This is a genomic window from Azospira sp., from assembly GCF_030247495.1.
GTDB classification, from domain to species: domain Bacteria; phylum Pseudomonadota; class Gammaproteobacteria; order Burkholderiales; family Rhodocyclaceae; genus Azospira; species Azospira oryzae.
On sequence record NZ_JAOTRW010000002.1, the window covers coordinates 658,166 to 678,237 of the forward strand.

The 20,072-nt window shown below is 68.5% G+C and carries 19 protein-coding genes and 1 riboswitch; of the genes, 3 read left to right on the forward strand and 16 right to left on the reverse strand.

Annotated elements, in window-relative coordinates; translation table 11 throughout:
• The first annotated feature begins 24 nt into the window (after positions 1-24).
• The 3 genes from rsmA (at position 25) to OEL49_RS03025 (ending at position 3,661) form a co-directional block, all read left to right on the forward strand.
• Positions 25-801 carry a 16S rRNA (adenine(1518)-N(6)/adenine(1519)-N(6))-dimethyltransferase RsmA gene (gene rsmA, locus OEL49_RS03015; protein WP_014235166.1) on the forward strand — a complete coding sequence of 259 codons (777 nt, stop codon included), beginning with the start codon at positions 25-27 and terminating at the stop codon, positions 799-801.
• Positions 802-986: 185 nt separating this feature from the next.
• Entirely contained in the window at positions 987-2,615 is a 1,629-nt protein-coding gene (locus OEL49_RS03020; RefSeq protein ID WP_287873970.1) for an NAD(P)/FAD-dependent oxidoreductase, read from the forward strand.
• 38 nt (positions 2,616-2,653) lie between these two features.
• Positions 2,654-3,661: a hypothetical protein gene (locus OEL49_RS03025; RefSeq protein WP_287873971.1), complete on the forward strand. Its 1,008-nt coding sequence runs from the start codon at positions 2,654-2,656 to the stop codon at positions 3,659-3,661.
• A 146-nt stretch (positions 3,662-3,807) separates the two neighbouring features.
• Here OEL49_RS03025 and OEL49_RS03030 read toward each other — a convergent pair whose 3' ends face one another.
• The 16 genes from OEL49_RS03030 to OEL49_RS03105 all read right to left on the reverse strand — a co-directional run bounded on the left by OEL49_RS03030 (position 3,808) and on the right by OEL49_RS03105 (position 20,072).
• Positions 3,808-3,999, reverse strand: coding sequence for a YgaP family membrane protein (locus tag OEL49_RS03030; RefSeq protein ID WP_014235169.1), 192 nt, complete (start codon positions 3,997-3,999; stop codon positions 3,808-3,810).
• A gap of 135 nt (positions 4,000-4,134) precedes the next feature.
• Positions 4,135-4,803 carry a Crp/Fnr family transcriptional regulator gene (locus OEL49_RS03035; protein ID WP_130459093.1) on the reverse strand — a complete coding sequence of 223 codons (669 nt, stop codon included), beginning with the start codon at positions 4,801-4,803 and terminating at the stop codon, positions 4,135-4,137.
• A 25-nt stretch (positions 4,804-4,828) separates the two neighbouring features.
• Entirely contained in the window at positions 4,829-5,602 is a 774-nt protein-coding gene (gene xth / locus OEL49_RS03040; protein ID WP_287873972.1) for an exodeoxyribonuclease III, read from the reverse strand.
• Positions 5,603-5,608: 6 nt separating this feature from the next.
• Positions 5,609-6,118 carry a glutaredoxin family protein gene (locus tag OEL49_RS03045; protein WP_130459095.1) on the reverse strand — a complete coding sequence of 170 codons (510 nt, stop codon included), beginning with the start codon at positions 6,116-6,118 and terminating at the stop codon, positions 5,609-5,611.
• A gap of 34 nt (positions 6,119-6,152) precedes the next feature.
• The gene (locus OEL49_RS03050; RefSeq protein ID WP_287873973.1) at positions 6,153-8,219 is read right to left on the reverse strand and encodes a M3 family metallopeptidase; all 2,067 of its coding nucleotides are present in this window, start codon (positions 8,217-8,219) and stop codon (positions 6,153-6,155) included.
• Between the two features lie 111 nt (positions 8,220-8,330).
• On the reverse strand, positions 8,331-9,101 hold the full coding sequence (locus OEL49_RS03055; RefSeq protein ID WP_130459097.1) for a DUF2189 domain-containing protein: 771 nt from the start codon (positions 9,099-9,101) through the stop codon (positions 8,331-8,333).
• Between the two features lie 166 nt (positions 9,102-9,267).
• Positions 9,268-10,206, reverse strand: coding sequence for a phosphoribosylaminoimidazolesuccinocarboxamide synthase (locus OEL49_RS03060; RefSeq protein WP_130459098.1), 939 nt, complete (start codon positions 10,204-10,206; stop codon positions 9,268-9,270).
• Between the two features lie 43 nt (positions 10,207-10,249).
• Positions 10,250-11,560, reverse strand: a complete 1,311-nt coding sequence (locus tag OEL49_RS03065; protein WP_014235176.1) for a DUF3422 family protein — start codon at positions 11,558-11,560, stop codon at positions 10,250-10,252.
• Between the two features lie 69 nt (positions 11,561-11,629).
• On the reverse strand, positions 11,630-12,694 hold the full coding sequence (gene fba, locus OEL49_RS03070; protein WP_130459100.1) for a class II fructose-bisphosphate aldolase: 1,065 nt from the start codon (positions 12,692-12,694) through the stop codon (positions 11,630-11,632).
• A 198-nt stretch (positions 12,695-12,892) separates the two neighbouring features.
• On the reverse strand, positions 12,893-13,663 hold the full coding sequence (bluB, locus tag OEL49_RS03075) for a 5,6-dimethylbenzimidazole synthase (protein ID WP_014235178.1): 771 nt from the start codon (positions 13,661-13,663) through the stop codon (positions 12,893-12,895).
• A 45-nt stretch (positions 13,664-13,708) separates the two neighbouring features.
• Positions 13,709-13,904: riboswitch (cobalamin riboswitch) on the reverse strand.
• A gap of 67 nt (positions 13,905-13,971) precedes the next feature.
• Positions 13,972-15,417 carry a pyruvate kinase gene (pyk, locus tag OEL49_RS03080; RefSeq protein ID WP_014235179.1) on the reverse strand — a complete coding sequence of 482 codons (1,446 nt, stop codon included), beginning with the start codon at positions 15,415-15,417 and terminating at the stop codon, positions 13,972-13,974.
• A gap of 91 nt (positions 15,418-15,508) precedes the next feature.
• A complete protein-coding gene (locus OEL49_RS03085; protein WP_287873974.1) occupies positions 15,509-16,213 on the reverse strand; it encodes a hypothetical protein in 705 nt (234 codons plus the stop codon).
• An 11-nt stretch (positions 16,214-16,224) separates the two neighbouring features.
• Entirely contained in the window at positions 16,225-16,785 is a 561-nt protein-coding gene (locus OEL49_RS03090; RefSeq protein WP_287873975.1) for a sugar transferase, read from the reverse strand.
• Positions 16,782-17,969, reverse strand: coding sequence for a glycosyltransferase family 4 protein (locus OEL49_RS03095; protein WP_287873976.1), 1,188 nt, complete (start codon positions 17,967-17,969; stop codon positions 16,782-16,784). Before OEL49_RS03095 ends, OEL49_RS03090 begins: the two co-directional genes overlap by 4 nt.
• Complete coding sequence (locus tag OEL49_RS03100) at positions 17,956-18,885, reverse strand: glycosyltransferase family 2 protein (protein ID WP_130459104.1); 930 nt, start codon at positions 18,883-18,885, stop codon at positions 17,956-17,958. The genes OEL49_RS03095 and OEL49_RS03100 overlap by 14 nt, the downstream gene beginning before the upstream one ends.
• A complete protein-coding gene (locus OEL49_RS03105) occupies positions 18,882-20,072 on the reverse strand; it encodes a glycosyltransferase family 4 protein (protein WP_287873977.1) in 1,191 nt (396 codons plus the stop codon). Before OEL49_RS03105 ends, OEL49_RS03100 begins: the two co-directional genes overlap by 4 nt.

A 20,072-nucleotide genomic window follows, 5' to 3' on the forward strand; every position in this document is an offset into this window, starting at 1 on the left:
CCACCCTTTAATCATCGAGTCCCCATGAAACACATCGCCCGCAAGCGCTTCGGCCAGAACTTTTTGCAGGACCCGCAAATCGTCGCCGACATCGTGGGCGCCGTGAATCCGCCCCGGGACGGCCAGGTGGTGGAAATCGGCCCCGGCCTGGGCGCCCTGACCGTGCCCCTGATGGCCCGGGTGGACCACCTGCACGTGGTGGAGATCGACCGGGACCTGATCGCCCGCCTGAAAAAGCAGTACCCCAAGGACAAGCTGACCATCCACGAGGGCGACGCCCTGGAGTTCGACTTCGGCCAGCTGGGCCCCAACCTGCAGATCGTCGGCAACCTGCCCTACAACATCTCCACCCCCCTGCTCTTCCACCTGGCCAGCTTCGCCCCCATGGTGCGGGACATGCACTTCATGCTGCAGAAGGAAGTGGTGGAGCGCATGGTGGCCCTGCCCGGCGAAAGCGAATACAGCCGCCTCTCGGTGATGCTGCAGTACCGCTTCTACATGGACTGGCTGCTGGATGTGCCGCCCGAATCCTTCGACCCGGCGCCCAAGGTGGATTCGGCCGTGGTGCGCCTGATTCCCCGGCCCCAGGAGGAACTCACGGCGAAGGACCCGGCCCTGCTGGAAAAGGTGGTGCAGGCCGCCTTCTCCCAGCGGCGCAAGATGCTGCGCAACACCCTCAAGGAACTGGGCGGCGAAGCCTGGCTCGAAGCCCACGGCATCAAGCCCACGGCCCGGGCCGAAGACGTGCCGGTGGCCGACTACATCGCCCTGGCCAACAGCCTGGTCAAGCCCGAAAACTAGGCACCCCGGAGAGGCAGGCGGGATGCGGCTGCCGGGCATGGCATCGCCGGCAGGCCCGTCCTTTCTGCCTCCCAGCCCATCCCCCTGACGACTACTGGCGCCACGCCATTGCCGCCGCGGCGGGCCGCCGGCCAAGCGGGTAAAATGGCGGCCTTGGCTCACCCCCGGTGTTACGGATTCATCCCATGCTACGACTGACCGAAATCAAGCTCCCCCTGGACCACCCCGAAGCGGACCTGCGCAGCGCCGTCTGCCAGCGCCTGGGCATCGCCGACGGGGACCTGCTGGGCTATTCGGTCTATCGCCGCAGCTTCGATGCGCGCAAGAAGTCCGCCATCGTCTTCATCTACGCCATCGACGCCGAGGTGCGCGACGAGGCCGCCGTGCTCAAGCGCCTGGCTGGCGACAAGCACGTCATGCCCTCCCCCGACACCACCTACCGCTTCGTCGCCCGGGCCCCGGCCCAGCTGGCGACGCGGCCCGTGGTCATCGGCACCGGCCCCTGCGGCCTCTTTGCCGGCCTGCTGCTGGCCCAGATGGGCTTCAAGCCCATCATCCTGGAGCGGGGCAAGGCGGTGCGGGAACGCACCAAGGACACCTGGGGCCTGTGGCGCAAGGGCGAGCTGAACCCGGATTCCAACGTGCAGTTCGGCGAAGGCGGCGCCGGCACCTTCTCCGACGGCAAGCTCTACAGCCAGATCAAGGACCCTCAGCACCACGGGCGCAAGGTCCTGGAAGAGTTCGTCAAGGCCGGGGCGCCGGAGGAAATTCTCTACATCAGCAAGCCCCACATCGGCACCTTCCGCCTGGTGGGCATGGTGGAGAAAATGCGGGCCAACATCATCGAACTGGGCGGCGAAGTGCGTTTCGGCTGCCGGGTCGAGGAAATCGAGATCGAGCGGGACGCCGCCGGCAACGGCCAGGTGCGCGGCGTGGTGCTGGCCAACGGCGAGCGCATCCCCAGCGACCATGTGGTGCTGGCCGTGGGCCACAGCGCCCGGGACACCTTCCACATGCTCTACGCCAAGGGCGTCTATATCGAGGCCAAGCCCTTCTCCATCGGCGTGCGCATCGAGCATCCCCAGGCCCTCATCGACAAGGCCCGCTTCGGCCCCTTCGCCGGCCACCCCCTGCTCGGCGCCGCCGACTACAAGCTGGTGCACCACTGCAGCAACGGCCGTTCCGCCTACAGCTTCTGCATGTGCCCCGGCGGCACCGTGGTGGCCGCCACCTCGGAGCCGGGCCGGGTGGTGACCAACGGCATGAGCCAGTATTCGCGCAACGAGCGCAACGCCAACAGCGGCATCGTCGTCGGCATCGCGCCGGAGACGGACTACCCGGGCCATCCCCTGGCCGGCATCGACTTCCAGCGCTACTGGGAATCGAAGGCCTTCGAAGCCGGCGGCGGCACCTACGCCGCCCCCGCCCAGCGGGTCGGCGACTTCCTCGCCGGGCGGCCCTCCACCGCCCCGGGCGGGGTCGAGCCCTCCTACACGCCGGGAGTGCACTGGACCGATCTCTCCCAGTGCCTGCCCTCCTACGTGGTGCAGGCCCTGCGCGAGGCCCTGCCGGCCTTCGACAAGCAGATCCGCGGCTTTGCCATGGCCGACGCGGTCATGACCGGGGTCGAGACCCGCACCTCCTCTCCCATCCGCATCAAGCGCGGCGACGACCTGCAGAGCCTCAACACCCGGGGCCTGTACCCGGCCGGCGAAGGCGCCGGCTACGCCGGAGGCATCCTCTCCGCCGGGGTGGACGGCATCAAGGTGGCCGAAGCCGTGGCCCTGGACATGGTGGGCCGGCCCGCCGCCTGAGCGGCCGCGCCCGCCGGCTTCCCGCTCACGCGCACGCCATGGGCTTTTTCGACTGGCTGCTCGGCCCCCGCCACAGCGACCTGGCGGACGACGGCCTGCAGCAGGCCATCCACCAGGTCATGGCCGGCGTCGATCCGCGCCTGCAGGCCATGCACGGCGCCCGGGAGCGCCTCGCCCCGGCCGTCGCCCACGCCCTCGACTACGCCCGCAGCATCGCCGCCCGCCAGGCCGACTGCATTCCCCTGCAAGCCTCCCGCTGGGCCGCCAGCCCGGTGCTGCGGGCCCTCTTCGCCCGCCCCGAGGACATCACCGCCACCGTGAACGCCAGCCCGGACCTGCGGGAATTCCTCGACAGCGGCGGCGACGGCTGCGGCGACACCATCTACTGCATCGTCGCCGCCACGCCGCAACAGCACACCACCCTGGGCACCGCCCTGGAAGGGGAACTGCTGCGCCGGGACGTGGAGCGGCACAGCATCAGCTTCGGGGACTTCCGCCTGGTGGGCTTTTCCGCCAGCCCCCAGGCCCTGCAGCAGCGCACCCAGGAGATGGTGCTGGAAGCCCTGGTGCTGGACGCCCTGGCCGAAATCACCGCCAGCAAGGCCCGGGGCCGGGCCCTGGAGGCGGAGCACGGCCTGCTGCGGCACCGCCTGGCACTCATGGCCCAGAGCCGGGCCGGCCTCAACGGCCTGGAAGCAGAAGGCGCCCACCACCAGGACGTGGCCCAGCTGCGCCAACAGCTGTCCGACAACGAAGCCGCCCTGGCCGCCGCCCATAGCGGCAGCGGCTGGCTGGAGGCCACCCTGGAACAGCTGCAGGCCCATCTGGCGGCGGCCGAGGAGAGCCTGCCCATCCGCCCCACGGTGCTCTGGCTCGACCCCATGAACCTGATGACGGCACCCCAGGCGGCCAATGCCGCCCCCGTGGCCCTGACGGAAATCGCCCGCCCCGGCCGCCCCCTGCGCCTCACCTTCCCTGCCGCCATCCCCCGGGCCGAGGTGGCGCCGCCCCATCTGGATTTCGACTCGGCCCTGCGCCTGCTCTAGGCGCCTGCTCCCGCCTTCCCCATTTTCTGCCGCCGCAAAAACAAACAGGGCGCCAGCGGCGCCCTGTCGGGGAAAACGGGAGAGAACCCGGGAGAGAACCGGCGCAGAAAACTTCCGCCCCGGCCACTCCCGCGGGAAAAGCTCCCTCAGTCCTTCTTCATCGGGCAGGTCTTGATGCCCAGCAGGGTGTAGGCCGGGCACCAGCCCATGAAACCGGTGGCCAGGGGCACCACGCCGATCCAGGCCCACACCGGGCCGCCCAGGATGGCCCAGGCGATCAGGGCCAGGCCGACGACGATGCGCAGGATTTTGTCGATACCGCCAACGTTTGCTTTCATGCTTGCTGCCTCCAGTGAGTTTTGACCCTCCCAGCATAGCGGGGTCCCGGGCAAGCGTATGTAACCTGGGTCACACACCCACGAGCGGCGCCCGGAGGCGCCCAAGCCACGGCCGGCCCAGGCGGCCGCCGGCCTTCAGCGGGCGGCCTCGGCCAGGCTCTTGAGACCGTTGCGGTCCAGGATGCCGATCTGTTCCCGCCCCAGGGCCACCAGCCCCTGGGCGGCAAAGCCTTTCAGCAGCCGGCTGACGATTTCCCGCACGCTGCCCAGCTCTTCCGCCAGCTGCTGGTGGGTGGCATGCAGGGTGTCGCCGTTCTTGGCCAGCAGCAGCTTGGCCAGGCGCTGGTCGAGACGGTGGAAGGCCACCTCCTCCACCAGCTGCATCAGTTCGGCCAGACGCTCGGAAAAGAGGTGGAAGACGAAATCGCGGAAGCGGGCCTGCTCCGCCACCAGCCGGTCGAACACCGGGCTGGGCAGAATCAGCAGGGTGATGGGCGTTTCCGCCTCGCCCCGGGCGGTATAGGGCGCATGGCCCAGGAGACAGCTGGAGGTGATGATGCAGGATTCCCCCGGCTCCACCCGGTAGAGCAGCATTTCCCGGCCGCTGGCGGCGGTCTTCACCACCTTGATGCTGCCTTCCAGCAGCAGGGGGAAGCCCTGGCAGGGCTGGCGCTCGGCGAACAGCTGGGTGCCGGCGGGCAGCCGCAGCAGGGCCTCGGGCCGGCACAGGGCGGCCAGCTGGTCTGCCGGCAGGGCCGCCAGGGAGGGATAGAGGGCAAGCAGGCCGGCGGGGGTCAGTTCCATGGTCGGGCGCGGTCCGGTTGGGGAATCAGGCGACGGGGCCGACTTCGGCGATGGCCGGGGCGTGGTCCGACGGGCGTTCCCAGGTGCGGGGCTCCTTGTCGATGCGCCCGGCGCTGCAGGCCGCCGCCAGGGGGGCGGAGAGCAGCAGGTGGTCGATGCGCAGGCCCAGGTTGCGGCGGAAGCCGCCCATGCGGTAATCCCACCAGGAGAAGGTGGCCGGCGGCTGCTCGAAGAGGCGGAAGCTGTCGCTCAGGCCCAGGCCCAGCAGGCGCTGCCAGGCGGCCCGCTCCGGCTCGGAACAGAGGATCTTGCCTGCCCAGGCCTGGGGGTCGTGCACGTCCGCATCGGCCGGGGCGATATTGAAGTCGCCGGCCAGCACCAGTCGGGGATGGGCGGCCAGTTCCTCGGCCAGCCACTTTTCCAGGGCCGCCAGCCATTCCAGCTTGTAGGCGTACTTGTCGCTGCCCACTTCCTGGCCGTTGGGGAAATAGGCGCAGATCACCCGCACGCCGGCCACCGTGGCGGCGATGAGGCGCTTCTGGGGATCGTCGTAATGGGGATTGCCCCGCTGCACCTCGGCCAGGGGCTGGCGCGAAAGCAGGGCGACGCCGTTGTAGGTCTTCTGGCCGGAAAAGGCGACCTGGTAGCCGGCGGCCTCGATCTCGGCCTGGGGGAAGTTGTGGTCCTCCAGCTTGGTTTCCTGCAGGCAGACCACATCGGGGGCCTCCTTGGCCAGCCACTCCAGCAGATGGGGCAGGCGGACCTTGAGGGAATTGACGTTCCAGGTGGCAAACTTCATCGACAACTATTTCTCCAGGGCGCCCCGGGGCTTGAAACCGTAGGGGGCCGTCTTGGGGTAGCCGGCCAGGTCCAGCAGATTGTTCCAGGCGGCGCTGTCCACGCCCCGGGTGGTCTGCTTGCCGACCATGAGAATGGGCACGACCGGCTCGCTGCCGGCCACGCGCTTGAGTTCTTCGTAATCCTCCGGGGTGGCGATCATCTTCTCGCGGAAGGGAACGCCCCGGGCGTTGAGCAGGTCCCGCCCCAGGCGGCAGGTCTCGACGCAGTCGCTGCTGGTGTACAGCACCACCGGGAAATTCTCCACGGCGCGGCGGGTGGCGTAGGGCAGGCTGCTCTCTTCCCCTTCGGCGGCAGCGCCCAGCTGCTTCTTGCTCACCTGCTTGACCCCGGCGGGGGGCGGCTTGTCGGAAAAGACCGTCTGGCCGGTCTGGGGATCGATCCAGCGGTAGGTGGTCTGGGCCTGGGCGGCACCCCAGGCCAGGCAGCCGACGAGCAGGGACAGCAGCAGTTTCATGGCAAAAATCTCCCGACAGCGGTGTTGGGCCGGATTACGCGGGGATCATACCATTGTGCCGCAACAGGGCATCCACGCTGGGTTCCCGGCCGCGGAAGGCCTTGAAGGAGTCGATCGCCGGGCGGGAACCGCCGACGGAGAGGATCTCGTCCAGGAAGCGCTTGCCGGTGGCCCCGTCGAAGGGATTGCCGGCCTCCTCGAAGGCGGCGTAGGCATCGGCCGACAGCACCTCGGCCCACTTGTAGCTGAAGTAGCCCGCCGCGTAGCCGCCGGCGAAGATGTGGCCGAAGCTGTTGGGGAAGCGGTGCCAGGCGGGAGGAATCAGCACCGCCACTTCCCGGCGCACCTCGTTCAGCACGTCCAGCACGGTCTGCTCGCCCTTGGGATCGAAGCCGTGGTGGATGCGCAGGTCGAAGAGGGAGAATTCCAGCTGGCGCACGGTCATGAGGCCGCTGTGGAAGTTCTTGGCCGCCAGCATCTTGTCGTAGAGAGCCCGGGGCAACGGCTCGCCGGAATCCACGTGGCCGGTCATGCCCTGCAGCACTTCCCACTCCCAGCAGTAGTTCTCCATGAACTGGGAGGGCAGTTCCACCGCATCCCACTCGACGCCGTGGATGCCGGAAACACCCAGCTCCTCCACCCGGGTCAGCAGGTGGTGCAGGCCGTGGCCGGTCTCGTGGAACAGGGTGATGACGTCGTCGTGGCTGAAGGTGGCAGGCTTGTTCCCCACCGGAGCGGGGAAATTGCAGTTGAGGTAGGCCACCGGGGTCTGGATGCCGGCGGTGGTGGCGCGGCGGGTGATGGCTTCGTCCATCCAGGCGCCGCCCCGCTTGGTTTCCCGGGCGTAGAGGTCCAGGTAGAACTGGCCCACCAGCTCGCCGGCGGCGGTCTCGATGCGGAAGAAACGCACATCCGGATGCCACACGGGGGCCGCGTCGGGCTTCAGTTTGACGTTGAAGAGGGACTCGATGACCTTGAACAGGCCGCCCAGCACCTTGGGTTCGGGGAAGTACTGCTTCACCTCCTCGTCGGAGAAGGAGTAGCGGGCCTGCTTGAGCTTTTCCGAAGCCCAGCCGATATCCCAGGGTTCCAGTTCGTCCATGCCCAGTTCGGCCTTGGCGAAGGCCTTCAGCTCGGCCAGGTCCTTCTCGGCGAAAGGCTTGGCCTTCACCGCCAGGTCGTTGAGGAAGGCGAGCACCTGTTCCGGACTGTCGGCCATCTTGGGCACCAGGGAAACCTGGGCGAAGGTGTCGAAGCCCAGCATCTTGGCCTCTTCGGCCCGCAGTTCCAGGATGCGGCGGATCAGGGGGGTGTTGTCCCACTCGGCCTTGCTGCTGCCGTCGGTGAACTCGGCGGCTCGGGTGGCGTAGGCCCGGTACAGGGCCTGGCGCAGGCGGCGGCTCTCGGCGTACTGCATCACCGGCATGTAGGAGGGGGCGTGCAGGGTGAATTTCCAGCCGGCCTTGCCCTCCTTCTCGGCGGCGGCCCGGGCGGCCGCCTGCACGTCTTCCGGCAGGCCCGCCAGTTCGGCCTCGTCGGTCACGATTTCGGCGAAGGCGTTGGTGGCGTCCAGCAGGTTTTCCGAGAACTTGGCGGAGAGGCTGGCCAGTTCTTCCTGGATGGCCTGGAAGCGGGGCTTCTGCGCTTCCGGCAGTTCGGCGCCGGAAAGGCGGAAGTCGCGGATCTCGTTGTGCAGGATTCTCTTGCGGGCCGGGGAAAGGCCGGCGAATTCGGGGGAGGCGGCCAGGGCCTTGTACTTCTCGAAGAGGGCCAGGTTCTGGCCCAGTTCGCTGAAGAAGCGGGTCACCTCCGGCAACAGGTCGTTGTAGGCCTCGCGCCATTCGGGCACGTCATTGACGCCGTGCAGGTGGCCGACGATGCCCCAGGCCCAGGAGAGGTGCTCGATGCCGTCGTTGAGGGGCGCCGCGAAATCGTCCCAGGTGGCCGGCACGGCGGCGGCGGTGAGGCGCGCCACCAGGGCCCGGCTGTCGGCCAGCAGCTGCTCGATGGCGGGCCGCACGTGGGCCGGCTCGATGCGGTCGAAGGGCGGCAGCACGGCACGGGGCTGGCCGACGGTGGCAAGAAGGGGATTGGCGCTCATGGGCTGTTCTCTGGAGATGTTATCGGTAGGGGCAACAAAAACGGGCGGCCTGGGCCGCCCGTGGGCTGGCGCTGAAACTGGACGTCTGTTCTTGCAGATGGGGTCTGGCGCCTATTCTACAAGGTCCGCGTAGGCATGCCAGGTGGCGTGGCCCAGCAGGGGCATGATCAGCACCAGGCCGGCCATCAGGGTGACGAAGCCGAACAGGGTCAGGCTGACGATAAGGAAGGACCACAGCAGCATGGCCGGCAGATTGGTCGCCACCACGTTGATGCTGGTGGCCATGGCGTGGTGCACCTCCACCTCCCGGTCCAGCAGCAGGGGCGCCGTCACCACCGAGAGCAGGAAGGTCACCGCGGCCAGGGTGGCGCCGCTGAGGGTCCAGATGGCGGCCAGGTTGGGGTGGCGGCCGGAGAGGAAGATTTCCCGGGCCAGTTCCTCGAAGCCCCAGATCCACTCGCTGCCCAGCAGATAGGCCACCAGGGCCGTGGTCAGCTGGGCCCAGATGAAGTAGATGGCGGCCAGAAAGAGGCCGTAGAGGGCCAGGGGGCGCCAGCGGGCGGCCAGGGAATGGGCCACGGCGGCGGCATCGAGCCGGTCGCCGCCGGCGATGCGGCGGCTGATCTCGTAGAAGCCCACGGCCAGCAGAGGCCCTACCAGGAGGAAGCCGGAGACGGCCGCCAGCAGCAGTTCGGGCCGGCCCTGGGCCAGGGCGAAGATGCACAGGCCGCCGATGGCGAACAGGGCGCCCAGGGAGAGGCTCAGGGCGGGCCGCCGGGAGAGGTCCCGCAGGCCGCCGGCCAGCCAGTGGAAGGGACGGAACCAGGCCACGTGGCGCACCCGGGGCAGGTCGTGATGAACGGGGGAGTGCAGGATGTCCATGATGATCTCCTTCTCAGGGTTGGAGCGGGGACATGGGTTGGACCGCAACTGCCCGTCCGGGTTTCCGGCCGGCAAAAACAAAAGGGGCGGGAGAATCTCCCGCCCCTTTTGGGGGAAGCCCAGGCCGACCGGCACAAGCGGTGCGGCCCGCGGCAGTCCGGCCCGATCAGGCCATGGTCTGGCCGGTGAGGCGCTCGTAGGCTTCGCGATACTTGGCGGCGGTCTTTTCGATCACCTCGGCCGGCAGCTGCGGACCGGGAGCCTTCTTGTCCCACCAGGTCAGGGTTTCCAGGTGGTCGCGGACGAACTGCTTGTCGAAGCTGGGGGGGCTGATGCCTTCGGCGTAGCCGTCGGCGGGCCAGAAGCGGGAGGAATCGGGGGTCAGGGCCTCGTCGATGAGGTGCAGGGTACCGGCCTTGTCGATGCCGAACTCGAACTTGGTGTCGGCGATGATGATGCCCCGGGTGCGGGCATAGGCGGAAGCCTCGGTGTACAGGGCGATGGCGGCGTTCTTAGCTTCCTCGGCCAGCTGGGCGCCGGTCTTGCCGGTGCCCGCCAGGTCGGCGGCCAGGTGCTCGGCGCAGCGCACCTTGGATTCCTCGTAGGAGATGTTGATGTCGTGGTCGCCCACGTCGGCCTTGGTGGCCGGGGTGAAGATGGGCTCGGGCAGCTTGGCCGCCATCTGCAGGCCGGCGGGCAGCTGGATGCCGCAGACGGCGCCGGTGGCCTGGTAGTCCTTCCAGCCGGAACCGATCAGGTAACCGCGCACCACGGCCTCGATGGGCAGGGGCTTCAAGCGCTTCACCACCAGGGCGCGGCCTTCCACCTGGGACCGCTCTTCGGGCTTGACCACGGATTCGGGGGCGATGCCGGAGAGCTGGCTGGGCAGGATGTGGCCCAGCTTCTCGAACCAGAAATTGGCCACCTGGGTCAGCACCTTGCCCTTGTCGGGGATGGGGTCCGGCAGGATCACGTCGAAGGCGGAGAGCCGGTCGGTGGTAACGATCAGCAGGTGGTCGGCATCGACGGAATAGATGTCGCGCACCTTGCCCCGGGCGACGAGGGGCAGGCTGGTGATGGTGGATTCAAAAAGGGGAGCGGTCACGGCAGGGTCCCGAAAAAGAGGGGAAAAAACGGATTATAAAGGATCAGTGGCCTTCGCCCTGCTCCAGCTCCTCGGCGGCCAGGGCGCGGCGCATGCGGCGGATGCTGACGGCCACGACGGCGGCGATGAGGGGGATGGAAACGGCGGAGGCGATTTCCGGCGACAGGTGGGGCAGCACGGTCTTGGACAGGCCCTTGGCCAGGTAGCTGACCAGCTGGGAGGCGTAGTAGGTGATGGCCACCACGGACAGGCCTTCCACCGTTTCCTGCAGGCGCAGCTGCAGCTTGGCGCGGCGGTTCATCTGCCCCAGCAGCTGCTGGTTCTGGCGCTCCAGTTCGATATCGACCCGGGTGCGCAGCAGGGCGCTCTTGCGCGCGATGCGGGTGGACAGGTCGGTCTGGCGCCGGGCCACGGAAAGACAGGTGTTGATGGCCGGGGCCAGGCGCCGGTCCATGAATTCGGAAATGGGGGGAAAGCCGTTGAGGCGGTGTTCCCGCAGTTCCCGCACCCGCTGCTGCACCAGGGCGTAGTAGGCCTCGGCGGCGCCGAAGCGGAAGGCGGTGCGGGTCACCGAGCGTTCGATCTCCGCCGCCAGCCGGGTCAGGCGGGCCAGCAGCAGGCGCTCGTCCTCGGGGCCGCGGGCTTCGCCCATGCGGTCCATGAGGTCGGCCACCTCGCCCTCGGCCCTGGCCAGCAGGCGGCTCACCTCCTTGGCCACGGGGAAGGCCAGCAGGGCCATCATGCGGTAGGTCTCGATCTCCAGCAGGCGCTGCACCGTGCGCCCGGCCTGGCGGTGGCGCAGGCGCTCGTCCAGCACCAGGAAACGGCTCCAGCCGTCGTGCAGCTGGAAATCGGAGGCGACCCAGGCGGCACCGTCGGCCACCGTGGTGGCGACCCAGGAGTCGCCGGAGCGGTGCAGGTCGGCCAGCAGTTCTTCCGGGTCCAGGTCGGCGGCGGAGCGGAATTCCACATGGGTGGCCACCATCACCGAGCCGGGCAGGCCCGCCAGCCAGTCCGCCGGCAGGGCGGAAATGGCGGTGGTGTCGGGGGCGTCGCCGGGTTCCCGGGCGAGGAAGAAGGTGTAGCCGGAAAATTCGTTGTGCCGCTCCCACTTGAGGCGCAGGCGGCCCGCGTCCATGACCCAGTGGTCGCCCTGGATCACCGGGCAGAGATTGGCCCCCAGGGCGGCGCAGAGGCGCTGCAGATGGGCTTCTTCGGCCGCCGCCTCGGTACCTTCGTGCAGCACCGCCAGGTAGCTGATCCACTCCGGCCCTTCCAGGGCCATGGGCGGGCGGGCATGGACCTCGTCATTGAGGCGCTGGCGCAGCGGGTGTTCGGCGAGGGGCAGGGTCATGGCGGATAAAAATAAAAGGGCGCCGGAGAAGTATCCGGCGCCTGGCAGCGGTTGGGAAGGCGGACCGCCTTACTTGACGATCTGGTTCAGCTCGCCCTTCTTGTAGCGCTCGGCCATCTTCTCCAGGGAGATGGGCTTGATCTGGCCGGCCCGGCCTTCGCAGCCGAAGGCCTGGTAGCGGGCGACGCAGATTTTCTTGGCGGCTTCCCGGGCGGGCTTGAGGAAGTCGCGGGGATCGAACTTGGAGGGGTTCTCGAACAGGTAGCGACGCACGGCGCCGGTCATGGCCAGGCGGATGTCGGTGTCGATGTTCACCTTGCGCACGCCGTGCTTGATGCCGTTCACGATCTCTTCCACGGGCACGCCGTAGGTTTCCTTCATGTCGCCGCCGAATTCCCGGATCTCGGCCAGCAGTTCCTGGGGCACGGAGGAGGAGCCGTGCATCACCAGGTGGGTGTTGGGGATGCGGGCGTGGATTTCCTTGATGCGGTCGATGGCCAGGATGTCGCCGGTTGGCTTCTTGGTGAACTTGTAGGCGCCGTGGCTGGTGCCGATGGCGATGGCCAGGGCGTCACAGTTGGTGCGGGCGACGAAGTCGGCGGCCTGGTCCGGATCGGTGAGCAGGTCTTCCCGGGTCATGTGGCCTTCGGCGCCATGGCCGTCTTCCTTGTCGGCCTTCATGGTTTCCAGGGAACCGAGCACGCCCAGTTCGGCCTCGACGGAGACGCCGATGGCGTGGGAGAACTTCACCACTTCCTGGGTCACGGCCACGTTGTAGTCGTAGGAGGCGACGCTCTTGCCGTCTTCCTGCAGGGAGCCGTCCATCATCACGGAGGAGAAGCCGGACTTGATGGCGGCCATACAGACGGCGGGGGACTGGCCGTGGTCCTGGTGCATCACCACGGGGATGTGGGGATAGGCTTCCAGGGCGGCGAGGATCTGGTGGCGCAGGAAGGCTTCGCCGGCGTATTTGCGGGCACCGGCGGAGGCCTGCATGATCACCGGGGCGTTCAGCTCATTGGCGGCCTCCATGATGGCCCAGACCTGTTCCATGTTGTTCACGTTGAAGGCGGGCAGACCGTAGCCGTTCTCGGCGGCGTGGTCCAGGAGCTGGCGCATGGATACGATGGGCATGGTGTTCCTCCAATGGGCAATGCGGTTTGTTCTGGCGTGATCGGCGCCCGCTGTCGTGGCGCTCGGGAAAGACCGTGATTTTATCGTGGCTTTGCCCCCCGGGCGAGTACTGCGACCACCGGGCAGCAAAAGAAAGACAAAGGCCGCGACCAGGGCGCCGGAGACGCCCAAACCACGGCCCTCTTCAGGCAGGCATGCCTAGAAGCGGCGTTTTTCCTGGGCCCTGGCCTGGTGCTCGCTGAGGACCTGGCGCAGCTCCTCCTCCACCGGCTTTTCCCACTGGCCGTCGTACACCAGGTCGGCCAGGGGCAGGCGCTGGCGCCAGCCGGCGCTTTCCAGCTCCGGCTTTTCCTTGAAGTGGCTGACGTAGCCCAGACACAGGTAGGCCACCGGGATGATGCGCGGCGGCAGGCCCAGGATGTCGCGCAGGGCCTGCTGGTGGAAGATGGAGACCCAGCCCACCCCCAGGCCTTCGCTGCGGGCCGCCAGCCACAGGTTCTGCACGGCGCAGACGCTGGAATAGAGGTCCATGGCCTTGATGTGGGTGCGGCCGATGACCACCGGGCCGGCCCGGTCCCGGTCGCAGGTGATGAGCAGGTTGATGGGCGCTTCCCGGATGCCCTCCAGCTTCAGTTCCTTGTAGATGGCCTGGCGCTCGCCCTCGAATTTCTCCGCCGCCTCCTGGTTGGCCTGCTGGAAGGCGGCGTGGATGCGGGCCTTGGTCTCCGCCTCCCGCACCAGGAGGAAACTCCAGGGCTGCATGTAGCCGACGGAAGGGGCGAAATGGGCGGCGGTGAGGACCCGGGCCAGCACCTCCTGGGGCACCGGGTCGGGCAGGAACTGGCCGCGCACGTCGCGGCGGGAGAAGATGGCGTGGTAGATGGCGTCCCGGGCGGCGTCGGAGAACTCGTGTTCGTTCTGGTAGCCGGCGAGGGAGATGACTTTGTTGACGGTGGGGTCGGTCTTCATGGAGTCCCCTTCAGAAGATCGGTGGCGGCGCGCCTGGCCGTGCGTGCCGGAAAGGGTCTCCTGGCCGGTCTTCTGACTCGGGATCACTCTGCGCCGGCGCCTTCCCGATCCGCGGATCAGTGGCATCTGCCGGCCCAGTCCCCCTCACAGCGTTGGGCACGTCGCGGAATGGGCGGCCCCAAGGCCTGCCGCACCGCGTTCCCGATTCTCCCTTGCGGGCACCCGGAGACGATTCGCCCCGGCGGACCGGGGCGACGGGAATTTTAACAGAGCCGGCGGATTCAGGCCCGAGGCCCGCGAGGGCCCTATCAGGCCCGCAGGGGCGGCATCTGGTGCTCGCCGACGCGGACGATCTTCAGGGTGTTGGTGCCCCCCGGGGTGCCGATGGGCTCGCCGATGGTCAGCACGATAAGGTCGCCCTTGGCCACGGCGCCGTTCTGCATCAGCAGCTGCTCGGCTTCGTAGAGCAGCACGTCCCGGTCCGAATGCTGCTGGCTCATGAGCAGGGGCGTCACTTCCCGGTAGAGGGACATCTTGGTCTGGGCCTCCGCATCCGGCGTCAGGGCATAGACCGGCACGCCGCAGTTGAGGCGGCTCATCCACAGGGCGGTGGAACCGGATTGCGACAGGGCGGCGATGGCCTTCACCTTGAGGTGGTGGGCGGTCCAGATGGCGGCCATGGCCACGGACTGGTCGATGCGGGTGAACACCCGGTCGAGGAATTCCCGGTCCAGGGTCACCTCGGCGGAACGCTCGGCCTCGATGCAGACCCGGGCCATGGATTCCACGGTTTCCACCGGATAGCGGCCGCTGGCGGTCTCGGCGGAAAGCATCACCGCGTCGGTGCCGTCCAGCACCGCATTGGCCACGTCGGACACTTCGGCCCGGGTCGGCACCGGCGACTGGATCATGGATTCCATCATCTGGGTGGCGGTGATGGCCAGCTTGTTCTTCTCCCGGGCGTGGCGAATCATCTTCTTCTGCAGGGCCGGCACGGCGGCATCGCCCACTTCCACGGCCAGGTCGCCCCGGGCCACCATGACGCCGTCGGAGGCGTCAAGGATTTCATCCAGGGCCGCCACGGCCTCGGTGCGCTCGATCTTGGCGATGGTCAGGGCGCGGCTGCCGGCGGCCCGCATCAGCTGGCGCGCCATGTACATGTCGGCGGCGCTCTTGGGGAAGGAGACGGCGATGTAATCGACGCCGATCTGGGCCGCCGTCTTGATGTCGTCCATGTCCTTGGCAGTCAGGGCCGGGGCGGAAAGGCCGCCGCCCTGGCGGTTGATGCCCTTGTTGTTGGACAGCTCGCCGGCGTGGCGCACCACGGTGTGGATTTCGGCACCGATCACCCGCTCCACGTCGAGCACGATGCGGCCGTCGTCCAGCAGCAGCACGGCGCCGGGCTCCACGTCCCGGGGCAGGTCCTTGTAGTCCAGGCCGACCCGCTCCTGGTTGCCCAGGGCACAGTTGGCGTCGAGGATGAACTTGTCGCCCTTCTCCAGCTGGATCTTGCCGTTCTCGAATTTGCCGACGCGGATCTTCGGCCCCTGCAGGTCCCCCAGGATGCCCACCGGCCGCCCCACCTTGGCGGAAATCTCGCGCACGGTGCGGGCCCGGGCCATGTGGTCCTCGGCGGTGCCGTGGGAGAAGTTCATGCGCACCACGTCCACGCCGGCGCGGATCAGGCGCTCCAGGGTGACGGGATCGGTGGAAGCGGGGCCGAGGGTGGCGACGATCTTGGTATGGCGGGCCATGGCGGGTTCCTGTTGTTGGTCTGTCCGGCCATTCTAGCGCAGCCTCCCCGCCGTTGCTGGCCCCCAGGCCATTTCCCGGCGGCGGGGCGCTTCAGTAGTAGGCCTCGATGGCCGCCAGCGATTGGGCGTAGGTGTGGCGGATCTGGGCCGGCTCGTAGCGGTGCTCCCGGCCCACCGGGCAGGCCAGCCGGGCTAGGCAGGTATGGCGACAGGGCGAGGCGGGCTGCCGGCGCCAGGCGACGCAGGCGGCCAGGTCGAAACGGCCGCCGGCCAGGGCGCCGGCCGGGCAGCCCTCGATGCAGACCCGGGGCGCGCAGCTGGCACAGGGCGAGGCTTCCTGCAGGGGCGGCGTCGGCGGGAAGTCGCTGTCCGCCAGCAGGGCCGCCCGGTAGGCATACCAGGAGCCCCACTGCTGCCGCACCCCGACCATGAAGGGCGAGGGATGGTGCCAGCCCGCCAGCCGCCCCAGCTGCTGCAGCCCCACCGGCGCATCGCCGGGATAGAGCAGGAGGAAGTCCCGGCCGGGACAGACGGTGGCAAACCAGCGGCCCACGCTGGCAATGGTGAAATCGTCGATGGGATGGTCCGAATCCAGCCCGGCGGCCTGCACCGCCTGCCACAGGCGGCGTCCGCCGTGGCCCAGCAGGATCAGCTGGCGCCGGCCGTGGCCCGGGGCGGCCCGCTCCAGGGCGGCGGCAACCTCCACCGGCAGGGCCGCCACGTCGAAGACGGCCTGCAGGTTGAGGCCGGCCTCATGCAGCAGGCTGGCGTCGAACGGCTGGCGCGGGGAGAGCATCGCCCGCAACCTCAGTGGGAAACGCCGTCCCGCTGCACCACCTTGAGGAAGGTCAGCCAGATGATGCGGCAATCGAAGGCGAGGGAGCGCCGGCGCAGGTATTCCGCATCCAGGGCCACCTTCTGGGGAATGGGCAGCTCGTCCCGCCCGTTCACCTGGGCCCAGCCGGTAAGGCCGGGCACCAGCTCATGGACGCCGGCCTCGGTGCGCAGGGCGATCAGGTCGTCCTGGTTGTACAGGGCCGGCCGGGGACCGACGAAACTCATGTCACCCTTGAGGATGCTCCACAGCTGGGGCAGCTCGTCCAGGCTGGACTTGCGCAGGAAGGAGCCCACCGGCGTCAGGTAGGCCTTGGGGTCCGTCAGCAGATGGGTGGCCACCGCCGGCGTGCCCACCCGCATGCTGCGGAACTTGGGCATCTTGAAAATGCGGTTATGCCGCCCCACCCGGTCGCTCCAGTAAAGCACCGGCCCGGGCGAGGTGAAACGCACCAGCAGGGCCACCAGCAGCAGGGGCAGCAACAGCACGGCCAGGGCCAGCAGGCCGAGCAGGAGGTCGAACAGGCGCTTCACGGATGCATTCCTTTATCCAGCTGGGTTTGATAGTAGTCGAGCCAGGCCGCCGTCACCGTGCGGCTGCTGAAATCGCCCTCCGCCCGTGCCCGGGCCTGCCGGCCCAGGGTCTGGCGCCGCTCGTCGTCGGTGGCGAGCCGCACCATGGCGGCGGCCAGGGCCTCCACCTGCCCGACGGCCACCAGTTCGCCGCTGACCCCATCCGCCACCGCGTCGATGACGCCGTCGATGCGATAGGCCAGCGCCGGAATGCCGCAGGCGGCCCCCTCGATGATGACGGAGCCGAAGCCTTCCCGGTAGCTGGGCAGGACCAGCACATCGGCCGCCGCCATGAAGCGCTCGGGCGTCGGCGTGGCGCCAAGCCAGCGGATGGGGGCCGGGCAATCGGCAGCGGCCTGCTGCAAGGCTGGCAGCAGGCCCTCCTCGTTGGGCCCGACCACCCACAGTTCCATGCCGGGCGCCGACCGGGCGGCCTGGGCGAAAGCACTGACCAGGTCGAACACGCCCTTGTCCCGGGCCAGACGGCCGACGAAGAGAAAGACGCAGGCAGCCGGCTGGCAACCGACCTCCTGGCGCAAGGCGGTGTGGAACGCCCCGTCCGGATGGAAACGCTGCAGGTCCACACCGGCGATGGAGCCGGCGCCGAGCATGCCGATGCCGTCGCCACTGACCACTCCCTCATCGCGCAACAGCCGGCATTGAGAGGCGCTGTCGGCGAAGACCCGGGAAGCCAGCAGAACAATCAGGCGGTCCATGGCCTTGAGCAGACGGCGCCCCAGTCCCTGCCGGGTGGCCCAGACCTGTCCGGTGAAGGTGTGCCAGCGATGCGGCACCCGTGCCAGGAAACCGGCCAGCATGGCCAGCAGCCCGGCCTTGGGCGTGATGCTGTGGATGACGGCGGGCCGCACCTGGCGCACTACGGCCAGCAACTGCAATAGGGTACGCAGGTCGTCCCAGGGTGCGATCTTGCGCACGAAGGGAATGTGCCGGACCTCCACCTGTCGGGCCAGGGCCGGCAGCAGTTCATAGGCCTGGAGATTGACGCACAGGGTGATGCGGTAATGCCGGGCCAGAGTCTCCAGATGAGTGGCCAGGAAGGCATTGACGGCAAAGGGAGTGGTGGCCACGAACATGATGGCGGGCTTGGCCGCCCGGCCATCGCCAGCCGGATCAGGCAGGTTCATCGCCCTCCCCTCCAGGTGCGGCCTTGCCGCCCCCTTGTTTGAGCGCCTGGATCAGACGCTCCCATTCACGGCGCTCGCCCTCCGGTGCCGCAGCCCCCCAGTGGACCTCGGCCCCGGGCCGCAGGCAATGGCCGAGTTCGCGCCAAGAGTCCCTTGCGACGCGGGCTGCCGCCGTGACACAGCACAGCAGGGCACTGCCCCATTGCCCCTGCCGGGAGAAGTACCCGAGCTGGGCCCGCAGCAGGGCCACCCGGGTCTTCCACAGCTTGAGCCAGGGAGTGTGGCTGCGCACCCGATAGGCCAGCAGACGTTCCGGCAGCGTGTGGTAACGGCTCTGCCGGTGGGCCCGCAGCAGCAGTTCGTTGTCTTCACAGCAATAGGGACCCGGGTCCTGGTAAGGATGACGGCGGAACCACTCGATACGCCCCATCCAGGTCGGGTGTGGCATGGGGAAGCCCTGCCAGGGACGACGGCAGATGCTGTCGTGGTCGGTGGCCGCCGGCAGGGTGCCGTTCAGGCGCTCGGACTCGTCCATGGTGATGCACTCGGCCGCCAGCAGGTCCACTTCGGGATGGGCCTCGAGAAAAGCCACCTGGCGGGCAAAGCGCTGCGGATGGCAGAGGTCGTCGTGATCCATGCGGGCGAAGTAGCGCCCCCGGGCCAGAGTTACCGCCTGGTTGAGGCGACCGGAGAGACCCCGGTTATGGCCGTCCCGCACGACGATGATGCGGGGGTCGGCAAGAAAGGGCAGACGGTCGATGGCGCCATCCGTCGAACCGTCGTCGAGGATCAGCAGTTCCCAGTCGGTGAAGGACTGATTGACGACGGAGCGTACGGAGGCTTCCAGCACGGCACCGCCATTGAAGACGGAAAGGGCCACCGTCACCAGCGGCGGCTGAACCTGGGGATTTGTCATAGCTTTTCCGGAGCGGGGGCCGGCCCCTCGCTCCCCATCATGTCGTTTTCCCCGGCCAGCACCGCCAGCAGCTGCCTGGCGACGGGCTCGGGGTGGTAGATATCCCGGGCGGCCTGGCGCCCGGCACGGCTCAGGGCCTGCCACTGGGCCTCGTCCTGCTCCAGGGCGTCGATCCGGGCGGCCATTTCGCGCCAGTCGGTGACCGCCATGCCGCCAGGCATGCCGGCAATGCAGCCGGTGCTGCGGGCGACGAAGGGCGTGCCAAGGGCGCTGGCATCGAGCAGCACCAGGGGCTGGCATTCGGTATGGGAACCGGAGAGCAGCAGCCGGGCCCGGCCATATTCCGCCACCAGGGCATCACCGGACACCCCTTCGTGAAAGACCACGCAGCCGGGGTCGAGTCCCAACTCCCGGACCAGGCTGTGCAACGTCTCGCTGTAGGCCGAGTGCTGCTGACCGAAGAGATGGAGGGGAATCCGGTTGCGGGCCCCGGATGCGGCGTAGGCCCGCAGGACGAAATCAAAGCCCTTCTGCCATTGGTAGGAGCCCACCGCCAGCAGGCGGTCCCGCTGTTCCAGAGCGGCCGGCTCCACCGCCAGCGCTTTCACCGCCGCGGGAGAGAGGCTGTTGGGCACGACCCGCAGCGGCACACCGCAACGCCGGGCCAGCCCCAGGTCGTCGAAGCGGGAATCCGTACCGCCGCCGGCCAGGAACAGGACGCCATCCAGCCGCCGCATAAAGCGCGACAGACGCCACCAGTAGGGCCGCCAGGCCAGATAGCGGAGCAAAGAGCGCAGGGGCTGGTGTGCAAAGAAGACGTTGGTGGAAATGCAATGGCTATAGACGAACTTGCGCCCGGCGATCCGGTCGAGGTGGCGCAGGGCCAGATCGGTCGCCCAGTTCTGCCAGGCGTTTAGCAGCACCACATCCCAACCGGGCTGCTGCAGGAAATCCACATAGCTCTCCACATCGCCGCGGATCGGCTGCAGCCAGGAGGAGGCGCCGGTGACGGCAAAGGCCTCGACGCGGACGCCCCATTCGTCCCGGCGGCTGCCACGGACATCGCCGCCGGTTGCCACCACCACCTCATGGCCGGCCCTGGCCAGGGCAGCCGCCTGCTGGGCCGTGGCATTACCCAGGCCGCTGTTGAAGGGTGGATAGGTGGGGCTGGTCAGGAGAATGCGCAT

What these genes read in the sequence shown, in the direction of transcription:
- rsmA (WP_014235166.1), top strand. Translation starts at nt 25, where the DNA reads ATGAAACACATCGCCCGCAAGCGCTTCGGCCAGAACTTTTTGCAGGAC.
- OEL49_RS03020 (WP_287873970.1), top strand. Translation starts at nt 987, where the DNA reads ATGCTACGACTGACCGAAATCAAGCTCCCCCTGGACCACCCCGAAGCG.
- OEL49_RS03025 (WP_287873971.1), top strand. Translation starts at nt 2,654, where the DNA reads ATGGGCTTTTTCGACTGGCTGCTCGGCCCCCGCCACAGCGACCTGGCG.
- OEL49_RS03030 (WP_014235169.1), bottom strand. Translation starts at nt 3,999, where the DNA reads ATGAAAGCAAACGTTGGCGGTATCGACAAAATCCTGCGCATCGTCGTC.
- OEL49_RS03035 (WP_130459093.1), bottom strand. Translation starts at nt 4,803, where the DNA reads ATGGAACTGACCCCCGCCGGCCTGCTTGCCCTCTATCCCTCCCTGGCG.
- xth (WP_287873972.1), bottom strand. Translation starts at nt 5,602, where the DNA reads ATGAAGTTTGCCACCTGGAACGTCAATTCCCTCAAGGTCCGCCTGCCC.
- OEL49_RS03045 (WP_130459095.1), bottom strand. Translation starts at nt 6,118, where the DNA reads ATGAAACTGCTGCTGTCCCTGCTCGTCGGCTGCCTGGCCTGGGGTGCC.
- OEL49_RS03050 (WP_287873973.1), bottom strand. Translation starts at nt 8,219, where the DNA reads ATGAGCGCCAATCCCCTTCTTGCCACCGTCGGCCAGCCCCGTGCCGTG.
- OEL49_RS03055 (WP_130459097.1), bottom strand. Translation starts at nt 9,101, where the DNA reads ATGGACATCCTGCACTCCCCCGTTCATCACGACCTGCCCCGGGTGCGC.
- OEL49_RS03065 (WP_014235176.1), bottom strand. Translation starts at nt 11,560, where the DNA reads ATGACCCTGCCCCTCGCCGAACACCCGCTGCGCCAGCGCCTCAATGAC.
- fba (WP_130459100.1), bottom strand. Translation starts at nt 12,694, where the DNA reads ATGCCCATCGTATCCATGCGCCAGCTCCTGGACCACGCCGCCGAGAAC.
- bluB (WP_014235178.1), bottom strand. Translation starts at nt 13,663, where the DNA reads ATGAAGACCGACCCCACCGTCAACAAAGTCATCTCCCTCGCCGGCTAC.
- pyk (WP_014235179.1), bottom strand. Translation starts at nt 15,417, where the DNA reads ATGGCCCGCCATACCAAGATCGTCGCCACCCTCGGCCCCGCTTCCACC.
- OEL49_RS03085 (WP_287873974.1), bottom strand. Translation starts at nt 16,213, where the DNA reads ATGCTCTCCCCGCGCCAGCCGTTCGACGCCAGCCTGCTGCATGAGGCC.
- OEL49_RS03095 (WP_287873976.1), bottom strand. Translation starts at nt 17,969, where the DNA reads ATGAACCTGCCTGATCCGGCTGGCGATGGCCGGGCGGCCAAGCCCGCC.
- OEL49_RS03100 (WP_130459104.1), bottom strand. Translation starts at nt 18,885, where the DNA reads ATGACAAATCCCCAGGTTCAGCCGCCGCTGGTGACGGTGGCCCTTTCC.
- OEL49_RS03105 (WP_287873977.1), bottom strand. Translation starts at nt 20,072, where the DNA reads ATGCGCATTCTCCTGACCAGCCCCACCTATCCACCCTTCAACAGCGGC.